Origin of the sequence: Brachyspira suanatina, assembly GCF_001049755.1 — a bacterium.
GTDB classification, from domain to species: domain Bacteria; phylum Spirochaetota; class Brachyspiria; order Brachyspirales; family Brachyspiraceae; genus Brachyspira; species Brachyspira suanatina.
The window spans coordinates 1,477,343-1,493,463 of sequence record NZ_CVLB01000001.1; the positions used below are offsets into that span (position 1 = coordinate 1,477,343).

A 16,121-nucleotide genomic window follows, 5' to 3' on the forward strand; every position below is an offset into this window, starting at 1 on the left:
AATATAAAATATAGTAATGGAGTAAAAATGCTTAATTCAAACAATATAAAATTATTAATATTCGATATGGACGGCACATTAATAGATAGCGCATATTTAAATTACTATTCCTATTACAATGCATTTAAAAAATTTAATATAGAATTAGATACGGACTATTATTATAAAAAATGTTTCGGACTTCATTATAAAGTATTTACAAAAAACATTTTAGAATTAAATGATAAACTAACAAACGATGAAAATAAAAATAATGAATTAATAGAATCTATACATAATTTAAAAGAAAAAATATATTTAGAAAATCTTAATCTAGTTAAAATCCATCCATTTATGTTTGAAACTTTAATAGACAATTACAATAGAAAAGAAAACAAAAAATATACAGCATTAGCAACAACAGCATCACCTAATGGAGTTTATGCCATATTAAAAACATTTCAACTAGAACATTTATTTGATTTAGTTTTAACAGGCAATGATATAGAAAAAAAGAAACCTGATCCTGAAGTATTTTATAAATGCATGGAACATTTTAATATAAAAGAAGAAGAAAGCATTATATTTGAAGACAGTGAAGTGGGACTTGAGGCTGCTAATCAAACTAATGCTTGGGTTATAAAAATAGAAAAATGGGTAAAATAATAAGACAATATTTCATAATAAAAAAGTGCTGATATTTATTCTTATCAACACTTTTAATTATATTTTTATTTTTTATATTTATTTATAAAATTTTCAACTAAATCAAACATATCTCTAGTCCAAAACTGCCAATCACTATGATCAGCATCTTTTACAGCATAAAATTCATAAACTCTATTTTCTTCTTTTAATTTATCAGCTAAAATTTTACTTTGATTGAAAGGCACTAATTTATCACCTGTACCATGCGCCAAAAATATAGGCGGTAAGTTTGCAGCTTTTGAAATCTCATAATAAGGACTTATTCTTTTAGCTTCTTCAGGATAATCATAAACATTTTTTCTTCCTATCAAAATTCCTTCAGGACTTTCAGCATCTCCTGTAGTTGAACCTAAAGGATCATTTCTCATTTCAAGCAAATCTGTAGGAGGATAATAAGAAATTATTGCATTTATATTCGGTATTGTATTGTCATTATCATTTAATGGTATCGCTGTAAATAATGCAGTATGTCCTCCGGAAGAATCTCCCCAAACAAATACATTATTTGTATCAGCATTATATTTATCTGCATTTTCAATCATAAATTTAATAGCATCTCTTGTATCCTCTATTTGAGCTGGAAAAACTGCTGTATCACTTGGTCTATATTCCACTATAGCTACAACATATCCCCTTCTAGCAAAATCTCCAAGAGCAACTAAATTTTTATATACATCCTGCTTTCGCCATGCAGAACCTTGTATATAAACTATTAAAGGATATTTTGCATTTGTATCCACAAATAATGATCTTGGAATCATTATTTGAAGTGTTAAATCTGTATTATCTTTATTAGCATAAACAACATTAGGTTTATACTCAATATTATAAACAATATCCTTTTGCTCAAAAACTATACTTCCATCTTCATTTGTAGATATAGTTACATTAGAATTATTAGCAGTGTTTGTATTACTGCATGAAACAAATAAAACTAAAAAACTGAGAATGATTAATATATTTCTCATTTCAAACCTCCTTATATGTATATACAAACATGTATTTATTTACATACTAAATCATTAATACAAAAAAATCAATAATAAAACAAATATTTTTTATATAATATTTATTATTATAAAATAAAACTTTAATAATTGTACTAAAATCAAATAAATTGTATAATACATAAGGATACTATATAATCGGAGATATTATGGATTTTACTATACCTTATGAAAATGAAATAGATGAAAAAGATAAAACTATAATACAAGAATATATACTCAATAATATAAAGGATTATGAAAACAATTCAACTAAATTAACAGAACTTATTATAGAAGCTGTATCATCTTTGAGTGCGGGAAAATCCAGAACAGAATATTTAGCAAAACAAGGTTTTTTAGAAAATATAATCAATTCTATAACAGGACAAAATAGAAAAATAAGAGGTGAAATTGATTATAATTACGCTGTAGTAAAAAATGCCTCATTGAAAATGATAGAATATTTAGCAAATCAGAATAAAATCACTTATGAAGGTCTTATATATTTAAATAATAAATTAAACAATATAGAAAAAAATATTGAAGAAGAATTAATTGCAATATGCAATAATGTAAGAGAATCATTTAATGTAATACTAAATAAAATTAATAAAGAATCAAACAGAATAGATTCATTAGAAAAAAAAGTTCAATTACTTGAGTTTAAAGCTGCATCTAATATTCTAGAATTTGATAATATTAAATACATTGATATGGATAATATAGAAAAAATTATATGTTTAAGCAATGATCTATTTACAAAAATATCAAATGTAAATAATTCAGACAATAATATACCAAAAGAAAATATCTATATGATAAAATCTATATTATTTGATTTTAATGTTGATATGAATCAGAAAATAAAAGTAAATGATATATACTACAAATTAATAGAAAAACCTAATTTCATAAATAAACTTTTTTTGAATACGCAAAATAATATTAATACTTATGAATATATTATACCTATATTAAGCGGAATTAAAAAGATAGAAAAATTGGATAAAGAAGAAAGTTATATAATCAACTCAATAACTAAAATCAATCCTAATATAAATATAAAAGATATAAAAATCGACTTAGTAAATGAATATGGAATAAATATATCCAATTTTGATTATAATGCTGAGATTACAAATTATGATATTATTGTACTAATTATAAATGAACTAAAAATGATATCCAAAACATTTAATCCGCCTATAAAGTACACTGATTCAAAAAAATCCATAGAATTAGCTAGAGAATATTTTGATAATAAAAAATATAAAAAGGCAATGGCAGAATGCGATTCTATACTATTTCATGATAAAGAAAATAAAGAAGCAAGACATATAAAGATAGAAAGTTTATACAAACTGCTAATCAAAGAAGTAAGAAATTTTGAATCGCCTTTATGTTATAAAGAGATAGCTAAAATATATTTAATAAAAAAAGACTATGAGAACACATTAAAATATTTAAATAAATACTTTGATTCATATTCCTCAAATAAAGAAATATTTAAATACAAAGAAAAACTTCAATTTCAATATAAAAAAATAATGGAATATGAAGAAAAAACTAATAAGAAACTTGAAAAAATTACGGATAAAAACAAGAGAGATTATTTAGAATTTATAAATGATTTCTGGGGAGTATATTTAAGTAAAATTTGATTTTTATATTTTGGAGATTATATGAAAAAATTAGGTTTAGTTTTAGGCGGCGGAGGCGGACTTGGAAGCTATCAAATAGGAGTATGGAAAGCTTTAAGAGAATACGAAGTAGATAAAATGATTAAAGCAATATCCGGTACTTCTGTAGGCGTTCTTAATGCATGTTTGATAGCACAGAATAATTATGACATAGCCGAATATATTTGGACTAATGAAATAGAAGATAAAATACTCTCAAAAAAGAAAATGGATAAAAATAATAATTATATATCTTCAAATGGAATTTTCAGTAGAAAAGGATTAATAGAGATAATAGAAAAATATTTAAATATTGACATCATTATCAATTATGAATATCCAATATATGCCACAGCTGTAAATTTAAAAAACATTGATGCTGAATATTTCAAATTAAATAACAAATCAGCAAAAGAAATAAAAGAAATAATGATGGCAACAAGTGCAATACCGGTAATATTCGGAAGGCAGACAATAGAAGGAGTTGATTATATAGACGGCGGTGTTGAATTATTAAAAGGAAACAATCTGCCTTTAAAGCCTCTTTATGAAGAAAAATGCGATGAAATAATAGCCATTAATTTATACAAAGAAAGCACAAGAGAAAAATTCAATAATTGCAAAGTTTATGAGATAGTACCAAGTAATGATATAGGAAACTTCTTTAATGGGGCTATGGATTTTTCACTTGAAGGTGCTAAAATGCGTATTAAAGAAGGATACAATGATGCAAAGAATATGCTTAAAGAAATATTTAAAATGGGTAAAACACAATTAGAGAATTTAGAAAATAATAATATGCTTTATATGTATGAAAATGATAATGCTGCAGAAAGAAAAAAATTAAAAAAGAAACTTAATAAAGCAATAGATAGTTTAAAAATAGATGATAATAACTAATACAAAATAAATTTTACTTTATAATAAGAAATATTTAGCATACGCAGAGTAAAGTAAAAAAACAAAGATGAATCATATTATAAAAATAGCCATAAAAATAATGCCCATTCACCGCGTGTTAATTAAGCTCTAACTCTACAAAAAGCAAGGGATGGATATTAACAATTCTACTAAAAGCTTTAAAAAATAAAATAATAAAAATTCATATTAAAGCTATAAAGTAAAAGGGCGGGCAAACGTAATGGATTTTTTAAACTTTACAAATTAAATATTTTGAATATAATACTTCGCATAAAATTAATTTAATATTAAAGGAATAATATGTATATAGATAAATTATGGGGAGAATATTTTGGTGATTGTGATGACTCATTAGTATTATTAGAGTATTTTGATGAGAATGATAATACTCAATATAGCGTTAAAAAAATATTTACTGACTTTAATGTATACAATGAATATTCTACAATAAAAGTTGATTCATTTAGAAAAAGTAAAGATATAAAATATATTTGTAATGGTATTGAACATAATATAGATATAGTAATAGATTTAATATTAGATTTATCAGTATTAATTTTAGAATGTCTTCATAACAAAAAAATATATTTAAAAGATTTATATAGTAATTCTGAAAAAGATAAATATATATCAATAAATGCTGATAAGGAAGATATAGAATTATTTATAAATATATTAAATGACTTTTCTGTTAATGGTTCTAAGTATGATTTAGCCGATATGTGTGATGATGAAACTATTAATAATATTGCTGAAAAGACAAAATATATAGCAAATGAAATGTCAAAATTTATATATTAATAAATAAAAAAAATATTAATAACTTTACATAATTTTTTTATTAAAGTTTTAGTTAAAATATATTGAGATTTTTACATTATAAATATACAATATAGCAACAATCAAATATATGAGGGATTATATATGAGTATAGGCTCTAGCAGAAGTAAATTAGAAGACGGAATAAAATTTTTTAGAAATGAAAACTATAAAGAAGCAATAGACTCTTTGGAAAAAATATTCTCAGAAAAAAATGATGTTGAATCCGGATACCATCTAGCATTAGCCTATGCACAAATTCAAGATTATGATAATACTCTTCAGGTATTTGATAAAATAATGAGAAGACTTGATAATCCTCTTAGACTTATGCAGGCCCATATAATAGTAGGATACATATACGCTGTTAAAGAAATGTATGATCTAGCTGAATTTGAACTTCTAGATGCTTTATCTTCTGGAGTTGAAAATACTCAAATACATGCAGCTTTGGGTTATGTTTATTATAAGAAAGGAAATATCAGAAAAGCTATAGAGCATTTGAGAAAAGCTGTTAATCTTGATCCAAAAAGTGCAAATGCTAGAAATTCTTTAGGATTTATTTTGGCAGATACAGAAACTAATATAGAAGAAGGAATAGAAGAAATTAGAAAAGCATTGGCGATAGATCCTAATAATCCGGCTTATTTAGATTCATTAGGCTGGGCTTTCCTTAAGAAAAATGATTTTGAAAGAGCTAAAGAATTTTTAACAAAAGCTTTTGAACTTGCTCCTACAAACAGAGATATAAAAGAACATTTATTAAAATTAGATAAGTCTTCATATAAAAGATAACTGTATAAAATAAATAATTTAATATAAAATAATAATTTCGGAGGTTTTATGAAATATATTATCAGCATTATATTTTTAATTTCATTATCTTTATATTCTCAAAATAATATTCAATATTTAGGCAATACTTCTCTAAACAGAGGCGGAAAAAATATTGATATAAAAACTTCTAATGAAATATTAGCAAATGATATTATAGAAACTGAAAAAAATGCTTTTGCTGAAATAAAAATAGGAAATAAATATTATTATCTTGCTCCAAATACAAAAATAAAAGTAAGCAATAATAATGCTGTTTTAATAACTGGAGCTATGTATACTAGAAATAAAGCCTTTAATTCTTTAGAAGATTTCAAAAAATATGATAATGATATAAAAATATATGCAGATCCTTTCCCATTCTATGCCGGTAAAGTATCAACTATATTCATAGCTTCCAAAGATGAAGTAAAAATAGAAAACTCAAAACTTATGGGAAGTGCAAGACCTATAGTAAAATTTTTTGAAGTAAAAAATGCTGATAGAAACATGAAAGTTTATAAAAGTGTATTCGGTATATATGTAGGTGCTCAGGATAAAAAATATCAATTTATATCTGATATAAAATTAAAAGATAATACAATATTAAATGTGGCAATAGATATAAAATTAGACTTTACTCCTCCACCACCAAAACCAAAACAAATACCTGGTGTAACTGCTACTATGAAAAATATTATAAGCAATCCTCAAAAATCAAAAGAAGAAAAAGAATTATTAAATGGAAAAGTTTATATAAGTTATACTCCTACTAATTATGCAGATAAAGTTTATATAATGCCTTCTCAAGGAAGATACTCATCAGGATTCGGTGCTTTCAGAGGATACACTAAAGACTATGCAAGATATCATCAAGGATTTGATATAGCCAACACAAACGGTACTCCTATAATAGCAGCAAATAATGGAGTGGTAAGAGTATCAAGAGAATTATTTGTTAGAGGAAACTGCGTAGTTATAGATCATGGCGAAGGAGTATACAGTTCATATTTCCATATGTCCAAATTAATAGCAAAAGAAGGACAGTATGTTAAAAAAGGCGAAGTAATAGGATTAATAGGTTCTACAGGAATGTCTACAGGACCTCATTGTCATTGGGAAATGAGAGCAGGAAATATGACATTTGATCCTTTAAGTATTTTAGAAAAGCCTGTTTCATTTAATACTAAAACTCTTACTCAAATAAAATAAAAATCGTAATTTATAATTAGAGAGCTGATGCAGTAAATGAAAATAAAAGAGAAATCCATAATAGAATCAGAAAATATACATAAAATAGAACCTTTACTCATTAGGTATTTAACTATAATAACCGCTTTAGTTTTGATAGTTTTGTTTATATTTTTCTTCGGTACCAATAGGCTTAATGAAGAATATAATACTGTAAATGTTTGGAGTAAAAAAACAGATTCATTAGATCCACCATCTCATGATGAAAATTTTTATATAAATGGCATATTCAAACACAACTTTTTCACAAAGCCTGAAGGTATAATACACTATTTTGATTTTAATGGAGATACGATATACAGTACAAATCTATCAAGAGGAGAATTAGCAACTTTAAACAATCAGAATTTTATTATATATAAAAGATATGGAAATTATATAGATGCCTATAATAATATGGGGGGAATTATATGGCGTACTAATACTTCTATTTATCCAGAAATAGCTCCTTATGCAGAAAGAATAGTATACCATTCAAGCGACAACTCAAAAATACAAATGTTTGACTTTAATAATAACCCTTTAAGCAAACATATACAATATGGTGAAATAATAACTGACGGAGCCTTTGCTTTGTATACGGGTGATTATATTGCAGGTTTTTCAAGCGGAGATATAGCATATATAAATAGAAACGGTGAATTATCTTTTGCAATATCAACTATTCTAAGCGAAATAAATATAGTAAAATCTGTAGCAATAAGCGAATACGGAAGTTTTGCATTGGCTGTTAGCGGAATAAGACCTGAATATATTACGCTTTATGATGCTAATGGAAATACTATGTGGTATTCAGATACAGGACTTAACAGAAGAAGACATGTATCTAGTTATATAAGTGAAAAATCAATGACAGCATTTATGCTTGCTGACAGAGATATTATATTATACTCATTAAATAAAGGTAATGAAATAAAAAGAATAAATTTAGAAAAATATAATATGCAAAATGCTATCAACATGAAATTAAATGGCGAAACTAATACTACAATTATGAGCGTTTCAAAAGATGCTAGAAGTGTAGTTTTAATATATGATAATCATACAAAAGAAATTGTATTTGAAAAATATTTAGATGGTTGGGTATACAATCTTGATATATCAAATTTAGAAAATGAATATATGATTGTAACAGACAAGATGATTTATACGTATAAGAGGGTTAAACTATGAAAAAATATATATTATTATTATTTATAATATCTTCGTTCTTATTTGCAAGGGTTCCTATTGATCCAAACAGAATAAGAGTAACAAGCACATTCGGAGAGTTTAGAACAGACCATTTTCATAACGGAGTTGATTTCGGCGGACATAAAATGGAAATATATCCTGTAAAAGACGGTGAAATAGTTTATTATGTTGATGAAGATGAAGACCCTACTAGACCTCTTTATGGTGTAGGAAATGTACTTATGATAGAACATCCAGATAATTTAAGAAGCTATTATTATCATATAGAACCAGGCACTATAGAAAAATCTTATGCCAAAGTTACAGAAAAAGATGTAATAGCACTTACAGGAAATAGCGGAAGATCTGGAGGAGCACATTTACATTTAACTATAGAAAATATGAAAGAGGGATTAGTTGTCGATCCATTAGAATATTTAAGTATAGATAAAGGCTCAACCCAAGCACCATTGATTCATGGTATATATTTGAGAACAGAAAACAGGCTCATACAAATAAAAGATAAAATGCCTATGAGTTATAATGGAGAAATAAAATTATTTATCAAAGCCTATGACTTATTAGGCGGAATACCTATGGGGCTTAAAAGAGTAAAAATATTTATGAATGATGATTTAGTGAGAGATTATGATTTCACATACTTCATCAAAAGAGATAACGTATATTATATATCTCCAAATTATACCTTTGAAGAAGTGTACGGAGTAGATTCGCATTTCTATAGAGGTGGAGTATTCGTTCCTAAAAGAGGAAAATACACATTTAAGGCAGAAGTTACAGATTTTGATAATAAAAGCGTAGTGTTAACAAGAACTGTTAATTTTTATTAATAATTAAAATATGGATTTTAAATTAGAATCAAATTTCAAGCCTTCAGGGGATCAAGTAACAGCAATAGACTCTTTGGTAAAAGGACTTGAAAATAAAAATAAATATCAAACTCTTCTTGGAGTTACAGCAAGCGGAAAAACTTTTACTATAGCAAATGTTATAGAAAAAGCTAATCGACCTACTCTAGTAATGTCTCATAACAAAACTTTAGCAGCACAGCTTTATAGAGAATTAAAAGACTTCTTTCCGAACAATGCTGTTGAATATTTCGTTTCATATTATGATTATTATCAGCCTGAAGCCTATGTTCCGGCAAAAGATTTATATATAGACAAAGATGCTTCTGTTAATGATGAAATTGACAGATTAAGACTTAAAGCAACTACATCGCTTCTTGAAAGGAGAGATGTTATAATAGTGGCTTCTGTTTCTTGTATATACGGTTTGGGTTCTCCTGAAGATTACAGAAAATTATATATTGCTATAGAAAAAAATGGAGAATATGACAGAGATGAAATAATTGAAAAATTAGTGTCTATACAATATGAGCGTGTTAAAGATGTACTTGAAAGAGCAAGATTCAAAGTTATAGGCGATACTATAGAAATAATGAGTGCCTATTCTGACGAGGTTATTAGAGTAGAATTTTTCGGTGATACAGTTGAGCGTATAATAAAAATCAATCCTATAACAAGACAAAAATTAGCAGAACAAGACAGAGTTGTAATATATCCAGCAAAGCACTTCGTTACAGGAGGCGATAAATTAGCTACTGGTATAAAATTAATAGAAGAAGAACTTGAAGAGCAATACAATAAATTTAAATCCGAAGGAAAATTAGTAGAAGCAGAAAGAATATACGGAAGAACAAAATATGATTTAGAAATGCTTAGAGAGGTTGGATATTGTGCAGGAATAGAAAATTATTCTCGTCCATTATCAGGAAGAAAAGAAGGAGACAGACCTGCTTGTTTAATAGACTATTTTCCGGATGATTTTCTCACTATAATTGACGAGTCGCATGTTAGTGTGCCTCAAATTAGAGGAATGTTTTTTGGAGACAGAAGCAGAAAAGAGACTTTAGTAAAGTACGGTTTCAGACTTCCTTCAGCTCTTGATAACAGACCTTTATACTTTGAAGAATTTGAAAAACTCACTCATGATACAATATATATTAGTGCCACACCTGCAGAATATGAATTAAAGAAAAGCTCTCAGGTTGTAGAGCAGATAATTCGTCCTACAGGCTTGCTTGATCCTATAATCGAAGTATACCCTATTGACGGGCAGATAGACAGGATACTTGAAGAAATAAAAAAGACTGTATCAAACAATGAAAGAATATTCATAACAACACTTACAAAAAAAATGGCTGAAGACCTTACAAAATATTTAAATGAAAATGGAGTAAGAACTCGTTATCTTCATTCAGACATTCAAACCGTAGAACGTGTTGAAATAATAAGAGATTTAAGACTTGGTGCTTTCGATGTACTTGTTGGAATTAACCTTTTAAGAGAGGGGCTTGATGTACCGGAAGTATCACTTATATTAATACTTGATGCTGATAAAACAGGATTTTTAAGAAATACTACTACCCTAATACAGACTATAGGACGTGCAGCAAGAAATGCAAACGGCAGAGTTATAATGTTTGCCGACTCTATAAGCGATGCTATGAAAGTAGCCATTGATGAAACAGAGAGAAGAAGAACAATACAGATGGAGTATAACAAAGAACATAATATCACTCCTAAAACAATCATCAAAAAGATACAGGATATCATTGAACGTGAGGAGAAAGTTGAAACATCTTATGAGCTTCATTTCGATTTCAGACGCTTCAATGAAAGAGTGAAAATTGATCCTGAACAGAAAAGCGATGATTATATAAAAGAGCTTGAAAAAGAAATGAAAAAAGCATCAGATAGCTTAGAATTTGAAAAGGCTATTGAAATAAGAGAAAAAATAAATCAGCTTAAACAATTAAAGCCTCAAAAGAAAAATGTTCATAAAAATGTAACTTCCAAAAATCCAAATGGAAAATCTAAAAAATAATTTTTATATACTAAAAATTTCTAACTTTGTTAATTTTATTGTTGTTCTTTTCCCGCCGCACACCGCAGGTGGACTTCGTCAAAGTTGCTGCCGTAGGCATGCTTTGCGAAAGTGCAAGTATAAAATTAGTATTAAATCATACTAAAATTGTTTTACATGTAATATAAATTATCAGTTTAAACTGAAATATAGCCCTTCGCGAAGCGTATCCGAGCTTGTCGAGGATATAGCTTCTCGCCTGCCGTAGGCACACTTTGTGAGGCGGGCTGCGCCTGTGGCAATACCATACCTGAAGGTACTCCCTTCAGTCACAGGCACTTCCTTCGGTCGCAAAAGAAGTGGGGTGCGCGTTAAAGCCATGCATATCTTTAAAATTTAAAAAATTATTTCTTACAAAATATAGTTATTTAGGTATATACAAACTAAATAATAATAAAGTATAAAATTTTTCATCATAATAGTAAAAAATTTTATACTTAATTTTTATAAAAAATTTAAATCAAATAGAAAAATCTGTGCTGTCATCTGATGAATATATTAAAGTAAAGTCTTCTCCATTATCTATATATGGAACATAAGCCATTTTTATATGATCGCAATTTATATCATCTTTAATTTCTTCTACAACTTCATTTAATATGAGTCTGAATGCAATATCCACATCCACAACTACAGAAAAGAAATTAATAACATATTTTTCTTTTATATTTTCAGTTTCGCCGGCATTCCAAGAATCTAAAGAACCAAGACCATTCCAGCTCAAAACTGAATTTAAAACATTTCCTATTTTATTTAAAACATTAGCATATTTTTCTGGTAATTCATTTTCAAAAGGTTCTACTTCAAATTGCAAAATCAAATAAGATAAATCTTCATTATCAATTACTTTATAATCATCATACTCTTTATAAAAATCATCTAAAAAATTTTTATATTCTCTTGGATTACTGCATTCATATTCTTTAACATCTCCGCTGCTTCCAACTATTCCAGTATGCTTTACTATATTATCTTCATTTATCCAGCATTCAGCATAATATAAAAATCCATATTCTTTTTTATACAAAGTAACAATATTAGGAAGCTCCTCTAAATAAGGTTCTAAAGGCATACCATAAGAATCAAAAATTTCATCAGCAACTTTTTTATATTCTGAATCTTTATTAAACATTTTTCTAATTGAAAAAGTTTTATCTGTTTCTTCGTTTTTAAATTCTGCATCAATAGTATAATCAATATTAAATTTTACAAATGTTAATTTTGCATTTTCTTCATTTTTTATTTTTTCTTTTACATCTTTTAATTCTTCTATGGATTCTTTTATCAATTCTTTATCCAATTTTGATATAGCAGCTTCATTCATTAAAAATACACCATCCACCAAATCATCAGCAACATAAAATTTAAAAGTACAATAAGGATGATCAGCTTCCCAATCTATAGGATTAATAATATCTTTAATAGCCTGCAATTTTTCTTCATCGCATAATATATAGGCTATAGCATTTAATTTGTCTTCGCCGTAATCAAGACCTCTAAGTAAATTTTTATCGCTCTCTTCATTGATGTAATGATATTCTAATGCTTCTATAGAATAATAATTTTCTATTTCTTCAGCCTGTCTTAAAAACTCATAATCACCCGGTACAAGCTCCAATCCCTTATTATTAGCTTCGACAGCTCCTTCTTTATTTCCGAAATGAAGTCTTAATTTAGCAAGCTCAAGCCATCCCCAAGGATAATCAGGCTCTTCAATAACACCTTGTTCAGAATATTTTAATGCTTCTTCCAATTTTCCGCAGTAAATTAATGCCACAGCATACCTATAATACCAAGTTCCGCATCCTTTAGCATTTTTCTCAGAGTATTTCATAAACTCTTTAGACATATAATAATGCTCATAATCACCTATATTATTACAGGCATAAGAATACCATAAAGCAATATCTAAATCTTCCCTAGCCTCTTCTAATCTAAATTTATTTTCTTTTATACCATTCTCAATAAACTCTTGCAAATAATTCAGCATTTTATAAAAATATCCGCCGCCGTCTGTATTAAATGATTGTAATGTTTCAATATCTTCTCTATTAAGTAAGCCCATATATATTCTCCGTATTATAATTTATATATACCTAAACGACTATATTTTGTCAAAAATAAATTTATATTTTTGTTTTTATATTTGGGGCTTTGCCCCAAACCCCACTTCTTTTGCCGATTAGGCACCTACTCGGTGTTGCCCCATACGCAGTACGCCTTCGGCGAGAAGCAAAAAGGCTACATTTGAACTTGAATTTAATAAATTATCTTATATGTAAGACAATTTTAGTATAAACAATATTATCCTATAACCGTACCGTTTTCACATTCTTCTTTTGTAGTTAATAATACAACTTCTCCATTATCTTTTACAGCACCTAAAACTAAACACTCCGAAAAAAAGTTAGCTATCTGTTTTTTTGGAAAATTAACTACAGCAATTATGCGTCTTCCTATCAAATCTTCTTTTTTATATAATTTAGTTATTTGTGCTGATGAAACCTTTATGCCCAATTTACCAAAATCAATTTTTAATTTGTATGCCGGTCTTTTAGCTTTTGGAAAATCTTCCGCTTCTATTATAGTACCTGTTCTAATATCTAATGCCAAAAAATTATCAAAACTAGATTCAGGCTTTATTTCATCTTTAATATCCATTTTAATCTCCGAAATATTTTTATATATTTTATGTCATTAGAAAAAATTTTTAAAGTACATTTCAATAACTTTTAATATAAAGCATTAGTAAAATAAATATCAAAGCACTATTCTTTCGCTTCCTTCTCTTCTCACTAATTTTTCTCTTTCAAATGCATTTAATATAGGAAGTACATATTTTCTAGATAGTCCTGTTTTATCACGCACAGAAGCTATTGTAATAATATCATTAGTTTTTGTATTTTGCAAAATAAGTTTTTTTATTCTATTATAAACATCTATATGATAATATATACCCTCATCAAGATACACAGCCTTTTTTGATGCTGATAATACTTTTATATCTTTCATACCATTAGTAAATGTTCTTATAGTTTTTTCATCTAATCCGTTTAAATCTTCTTTTTTTAATTTTTCTAATAATATTTTTTGAGAATTATTTAAAGTAATTTCTTCATTATATTTTTTGTATATATTATTAAATGGCATTAATATTTGATTTTCAACTGAATAATCTATAAACACTTTTGTAAATGCATTATTAATATTTAAATAATTTCTTATGTCTTCAAAACTTATGCCTTCTTTTTTATTTTCTATTAGATTTTTTAATCTTTCTAATAAAGTATTTAAATAATCTTTTTTAACAAAGAAATTTGCAACTTTAATGGCATAATCAGGAATATCTTCGCTTGCTTCGGTATAACCATTCACTGACATAAATAAATCATTATATTTTTCTCTTTTTATTTCTCCCAAAAACTTGCCGGCATTATCAATTATTCTTTTTCTTATGAAAGGATTAGTTTTTTCTCCCCAAAATACATTGCCTGCTGCTATTATACTGCTTCCGCCATGGCTTATTAATATACCGCGTTCTTTCCAAAACACTGATATAGGCTCATCAAATTTTAATCTTATGAATCTATTATCTATTTCTTTATTATTTTTATTATCTTTATCAGATTTATCATTTGAATATGTTTTGTTTTTGTAAATAGGAAGTATTTGAGCAATTAAGCATTCTGTACCTACAGCAAATTCAGCATTCTTTATTTTTTTAAGATATTCAACATCATTTTTATTTATAAGCTCTAATATTATTTCATCTGTTGAAAATACTTTTTCTTCCTTACAGCATAATAAATGCCCTCTTCTTATTTCTTCTTTCTTTATATTTTTTATATTAATAGCTATTCTTGAAGCAGAGTAAACAATTTCTTTATCTTCATGGTAAGATTGAATATTTCTTATTGAAATTTCTTTTTTGCTTGGATAATGTATCAAAGTATCATCTTTTTTTATATTACCACCTCTAAGACTTCCTGTAATAGTAAGTCCAGCACCTTTTATAGAAAATACTCTGTCTACATAAATATGAGTTTTTATATCATCTTCATATTTTTCATTTGATAATATATCAGTTATTCTATCTTTCAAAAAGTCTATATTAGTACCATTTAAAGCTGACACTTTTACTATTTCTATATCTTTATTGAATATTCTATACAGATTTTTTTTAATATCTTCTTCGCTTTCTTTTAATTTATCATCATCAACTAAATCAATTTTATTAATTACGCATATTATATTTCTTATGCCAAGAGATAAAGCCACTTTAGCATGCTCTTCCGTCATATTCATCCAGCCTTCATTAGCACAAACTACAAGCATAACTAAATCCAAGCTCCACATACCAGCAACCATATTTCTTATAAATCTCTCATGTCCGGGTACATCTATTACACCTATTGTAATATCATCATTAGGCTTGAAAAAACCGAATCCCAAATCAATAGTCATTTCTCTTTTCTGTTCTTCAGGAAGCCTCATCATAGAAATTCCAGTTAAAGCCTTTATTAATTCTGATTTACCATGATCAACATGCCCAGCAGTTCCTATTATTTTATTCATAATATAATTCCTATTATTGTTATATTCGCCACCCGTAAGGGTGCCTACTTGGCTAGCCTATAATCAGGAATAAATAAATTTATTCACTGGCTAGACTAACTTTTATTGTTATATTAACCACCCGTAAGGGTTCCTATAATCAGTGAATAAATAAATTTATTCACTGGCTTGGCTCACTTTTTATTGCTATATTCTCATTTTATTGTTATTAATAAAAATTGTTCACTATTTATTGTCTAGACGCTCACAATTTTTATATTTAGCA

General features: G+C 27.0%; 13 protein-coding genes. 9 read left to right on the forward strand and 4 right to left on the reverse strand.

The genetic code is table 11. The annotated features are described in order from the left end of the window. The first annotated feature begins 27 nt into the window (after positions 1-27). Positions 28-645, forward strand: coding sequence for an HAD family hydrolase (locus tag BRSU_RS06305; protein WP_048594417.1), 618 nt, complete (start codon positions 28-30; stop codon positions 643-645). 65 nt (positions 646-710) lie between these two features. Here BRSU_RS06305 and BRSU_RS06310 read toward each other — a convergent pair whose 3' ends face one another. Next, a complete protein-coding gene (locus BRSU_RS06310) occupies positions 711-1,655 on the reverse strand; it encodes an alpha/beta hydrolase (protein ID WP_048594418.1) in 945 nt (314 codons plus the stop codon). Between the two features lie 188 nt (positions 1,656-1,843). Between BRSU_RS06310 and BRSU_RS06315 the strand changes: the two genes are divergently transcribed. The 8 genes from BRSU_RS06315 (at position 1,844) to uvrB (ending at position 11,242) form a co-directional block, all read left to right on the forward strand. After that, positions 1,844-3,337 carry a hypothetical protein gene (locus BRSU_RS06315; protein ID WP_048594419.1) on the forward strand — a complete coding sequence of 498 codons (1,494 nt, stop codon included), beginning with the start codon at positions 1,844-1,846 and terminating at the stop codon, positions 3,335-3,337. 21 nt (positions 3,338-3,358) lie between these two features. Beyond that, positions 3,359-4,255: a patatin-like phospholipase family protein gene (locus tag BRSU_RS06320; RefSeq protein ID WP_048594420.1), complete on the forward strand. Its 897-nt coding sequence runs from the start codon at positions 3,359-3,361 to the stop codon at positions 4,253-4,255. Positions 4,256-4,576: 321 nt separating this feature from the next. Then, positions 4,577-5,077: an imm68 putative immunity domain-containing protein gene (locus tag BRSU_RS06325; RefSeq protein ID WP_048594421.1), complete on the forward strand. Its 501-nt coding sequence runs from the start codon at positions 4,577-4,579 to the stop codon at positions 5,075-5,077. Between the two features lie 123 nt (positions 5,078-5,200). After that, positions 5,201-5,890: a tetratricopeptide repeat protein gene (locus tag BRSU_RS06330; RefSeq protein ID WP_048594422.1), complete on the forward strand. Its 690-nt coding sequence runs from the start codon at positions 5,201-5,203 to the stop codon at positions 5,888-5,890. Positions 5,891-5,938: 48 nt separating this feature from the next. Next, a complete protein-coding gene (locus tag BRSU_RS06335; RefSeq protein ID WP_048594423.1) occupies positions 5,939-7,120 on the forward strand; it encodes a M23 family metallopeptidase in 1,182 nt (393 codons plus the stop codon). A gap of 36 nt (positions 7,121-7,156) precedes the next feature. Next, the gene (locus BRSU_RS06340) at positions 7,157-8,332 is read left to right on the forward strand and encodes a hypothetical protein (RefSeq protein ID WP_048594424.1); all 1,176 of its coding nucleotides are present in this window, start codon (positions 7,157-7,159) and stop codon (positions 8,330-8,332) included. Next, a complete protein-coding gene (locus BRSU_RS06345; RefSeq protein ID WP_048594425.1) occupies positions 8,329-9,183 on the forward strand; it encodes a M23 family metallopeptidase in 855 nt (284 codons plus the stop codon). Before BRSU_RS06340 ends, BRSU_RS06345 begins: the two co-directional genes overlap by 4 nt. Positions 9,184-9,193: 10 nt before the next feature. Continuing rightward, positions 9,194-11,242 carry an excinuclease ABC subunit UvrB gene (uvrB, locus tag BRSU_RS06350; RefSeq protein ID WP_048594426.1) on the forward strand — a complete coding sequence of 683 codons (2,049 nt, stop codon included), beginning with the start codon at positions 9,194-9,196 and terminating at the stop codon, positions 11,240-11,242. Between the two features lie 499 nt (positions 11,243-11,741). Here the strand turns inward: uvrB and BRSU_RS06355 are convergent, their stop codons facing one another. The 3 genes from BRSU_RS06355 to selB form a co-directional block, all read right to left on the reverse strand. Beyond that, entirely contained in the window at positions 11,742-13,346 is a 1,605-nt protein-coding gene (locus BRSU_RS06355) for a tetratricopeptide repeat protein (RefSeq protein ID WP_048594427.1), read from the reverse strand. Between the two features lie 239 nt (positions 13,347-13,585). Further along, a complete protein-coding gene (locus BRSU_RS06360) occupies positions 13,586-13,942 on the reverse strand; it encodes a tRNA-binding protein (protein WP_047103988.1) in 357 nt (118 codons plus the stop codon). 99 nt (positions 13,943-14,041) lie between these two features. Continuing rightward, entirely contained in the window at positions 14,042-15,856 is a 1,815-nt protein-coding gene (gene selB / locus BRSU_RS06365) for a selenocysteine-specific translation elongation factor (RefSeq protein ID WP_048594428.1), read from the reverse strand. Positions 15,857-16,121: the final 265 nt, after the last annotated feature.